At 72.5% G+C, this 2,708-nt stretch carries 2 protein-coding genes and 2 pseudogenes; all 4 read left to right on the forward strand.

Going from position 1 to position 2,708, the window contains the following annotated elements; genetic code table 11:
• A pseudogene (locus ABZ885_RS38985) lies at positions 1-85 on the forward strand (non-reducing end alpha-L-arabinofuranosidase family hydrolase); the annotation flags it as partial.
• A 434-nt stretch (positions 86-519) separates the two neighbouring features.
• Positions 520-852 carry a type VII secretion target gene (locus ABZ885_RS38990; RefSeq protein WP_360199619.1) on the forward strand — a complete coding sequence of 111 codons (333 nt, stop codon included), beginning with the start codon at positions 520-522 and terminating at the stop codon, positions 850-852.
• Positions 849-2,351, forward strand: coding sequence for an alpha/beta hydrolase (locus ABZ885_RS38995; protein ID WP_360199621.1), 1,503 nt, complete (start codon positions 849-851; stop codon positions 2,349-2,351). The genes ABZ885_RS38990 and ABZ885_RS38995 overlap by 4 nt, the downstream gene beginning before the upstream one ends.
• A pseudogene (locus ABZ885_RS39000) lies at positions 2,348-2,708 on the forward strand (hypothetical protein); the annotation flags it as partial. The gene ABZ885_RS38995 and the pseudogene ABZ885_RS39000, both read left to right, overlap by 4 nt.

The raw sequence follows: 2,708 nt of genomic DNA on the forward strand, positions 1-2,708 counted from the left end.
GCCGGCGCCCCCGGGCGGCTCGTGCGCCCTGCCGTCGACGTACCGGTGGTCGTCAACGGGCTCGTTGGCGCAGCCGGCCAACGGCTGAGCAGGGTGCTCCCGGGCGGCCGCGCTCGCCTGCGCCGGCCGTTTCGGCGAGGCGCGGACGGCCCTGGACAGCGCTCGCCGGCTCTGCCCCGGGCTGGCGCGGATCGGACATGTCGAACGGCTCGTGGAGCAGTACGAGAACCGCGCACCCGCACTGGTCACGCCGACCGGCAGCTGAACAGCCAGTGGCGTTGTCCTGCGGTCCGGCGCGTGCTCCGTGCGGCACCGAACAGAGCTGAGCGGAGCCGTTGACCCTGCCCCGGCGGCCCGGCATCCGGGGACAGGCCGGGCGTCCGGGATGATCTACTACGCTGAGCCGCCAGGATCCGGTCCGGGCGCGGCCGGTGCCGGACGGCCACGGGGCCGACGGCGCCGCCGCCGGGCGGGACGCGGGCGAGGGAAAGACGCAGACAGGCGAACAAGGGGGAAGCTGTGGCGGGGTACACGGTCAGACCGGAAGAACTGGACGGCGCGGGCAAGGCGGGCAAGGAAGTGGCCGGGCAGATGCGCGGGGAGCTTCCCGGGTACACACAGGAGCACTACTCGGACCCGAAGAGCGCGGACGCCCCCAGCAACGGCCTGTACGGCTGGAAGATGGGCACCGCCGCCGACCGCTGCTGGGACGTCTGGCACACCCACCTGGACAGGCTGGCAGGCCAGCTCGACGCCGCGGCGGGGAACCTGATCACCACCGCCGGCAACTACCGCAAGGCCGAGCAGGCCGGCACCCTGCACCTCGACGGCACCACCGGGGGCGCGCAGTGAGCGAGGAGGTGTACTGGGACAAACTGCGGTCCGCCGACGCCGGTCATCTGCACGCCGCGGCCGAGCGGTGGGAGGCCGTTGCGCAGAAGCTCACCCGGCACGCCGCCGACTGGCGGGTCAACACCCAGCAGCGGGTGCTCAATTCCGGCTGGGCCGGCGACGCCGCCAGCGCGGCGGAGGGGCAGCTGGAGGCCCTGGAAGGACAGCTGAGGAACTGCCAGCAGGAGCTGGAGAGCATCCACCTGCAGTTCCGCGACGCCGCCGATGAGCTCCTGCTCCTGAAGGCCGACCAGGCGGCGCTGAAGCACGAGTGCGAGGCCGAGGGCTACTGGCTGTTCGAGCCGGGTGGCCGGCTGCCCGAGGTCCGCATCACGATGGAGGACCAGGCCAGCGGATCCCCGGGCATGGTCGGCAACGACCCGCAGTTCCAGAAGCAGCTGAGCGACCTGAAGGCCAAGCGCCCCGGGATCGAGCAGAAGATCAGGGACTTCGAGGAGCGGATCCGCGGCTTCGACGAGCGCTGGGCGGGCAGCATCAACCACCTCGCCGACGTGGGCCAGAAGGACACGGTCGACGACCAGACCGCGTCGGACGACCTGTACCACAGCCAGTGGAACAACGTCATCCCGGCCGACATCCAGAGCAACAAGGACCCCAAGGCCTCCGCCGCCTGGTGGAACTCGCTGCCGGAGGACACCCGTCAGCAGCTGCTCAAGGACTACCCGGGCACGATCGGCGGCACCGACGGCATCCCCGCGCAGGACCGGGACGCCGCCAACCGGCTCTACCTCCCGCAGCTGCGCGAGCAGATGGCCACCCAGCTGGCCGGCGGCCACCCCGACCCCGGCGTGACGCAGGCCAAACTGGACGGGCTGAACGCCCTGCAGAAGCAGCTCGACACGCCGTCCAACCCGCCGATGATGCTCATCGGGGTAGGGGGCAACGGCCCGATCGTGTCCTACGGGAACCCGGACAAGGCCACGAACATCGCCAGCTACGTCCCCTCCAAGGGCGGCCTGGACCAGGCCTTCGTCGACGGCGACCTCGGCTACGGCCGCCAGCTCGCCGTCGCCGCCCACCAGGCCGACCCCAAGGCGTCGACCGCCACCGTGGTCTGGATGAACTACGACGCCCCGCCGCGGGTGGCCGGCACCTCGATCTCGATGACCGGCGGCTCCGGCGGTGGCGACGACGGCAGCCAGCCCTTCAGCCAGTTCCAGACCGGCCTGAAGATCACCCACGACGGCCAGCCGCCCAACCTCACCGCGATCGGCACCGGCTACCACAACGGCACGCTGATGGGCGCCACCCAGGGCAACGACTGGTCGGGCAGCACCGTGGTGACCGGTGACAGCGGCTGGTCGGAGGACATGGACGTGAAGAACGTCGCGCTGCGCACCGGTGCCGACGCCGACCTCGGCGACCCCGCCACCCTCAAGGCCACCGCCAACGTGGTCACCGGGCACGGCGACCGCAACAAGCCGGTGGTGCCGAAGTGAGCGCGGACGGGGCCCCGCCCCGGGAGATCCCGCAGGCCGCGGACCAGGCGGGTGCCGCCGACCGCTGCGAGGCCCTGCTCCAGCACACGCTCGACGCGGTCCGCCCGGCGCTGTCGTGGCAGCACGGCGTCCCGACCGCGGGCCAGGCGCTGCCCGGCCACGGCATGCCGGACGACGCCGCCCGGTGGTACGTCAGCCGCAACCGCAACGTCCTGACGGTGATCTCGCCGGTTCGGCGCGGCGCCCTGTTCGGCGTGGTCGAGCGGCACTGGCGGCGCAGCGGGCACACCATCAGCCTTCGCCACCGCCCGGGTCGCCCTGGCCGGTGCCACCACGCCGTCGACCGCACCGCTGGAC

The sequence above is a fragment of the Kitasatospora sp. NPDC047058 genome, assembly GCF_040643935.1.
Taxonomy (GTDB): Bacteria; Actinomycetota; Actinomycetes; order Streptomycetales; family Streptomycetaceae; genus Kitasatospora.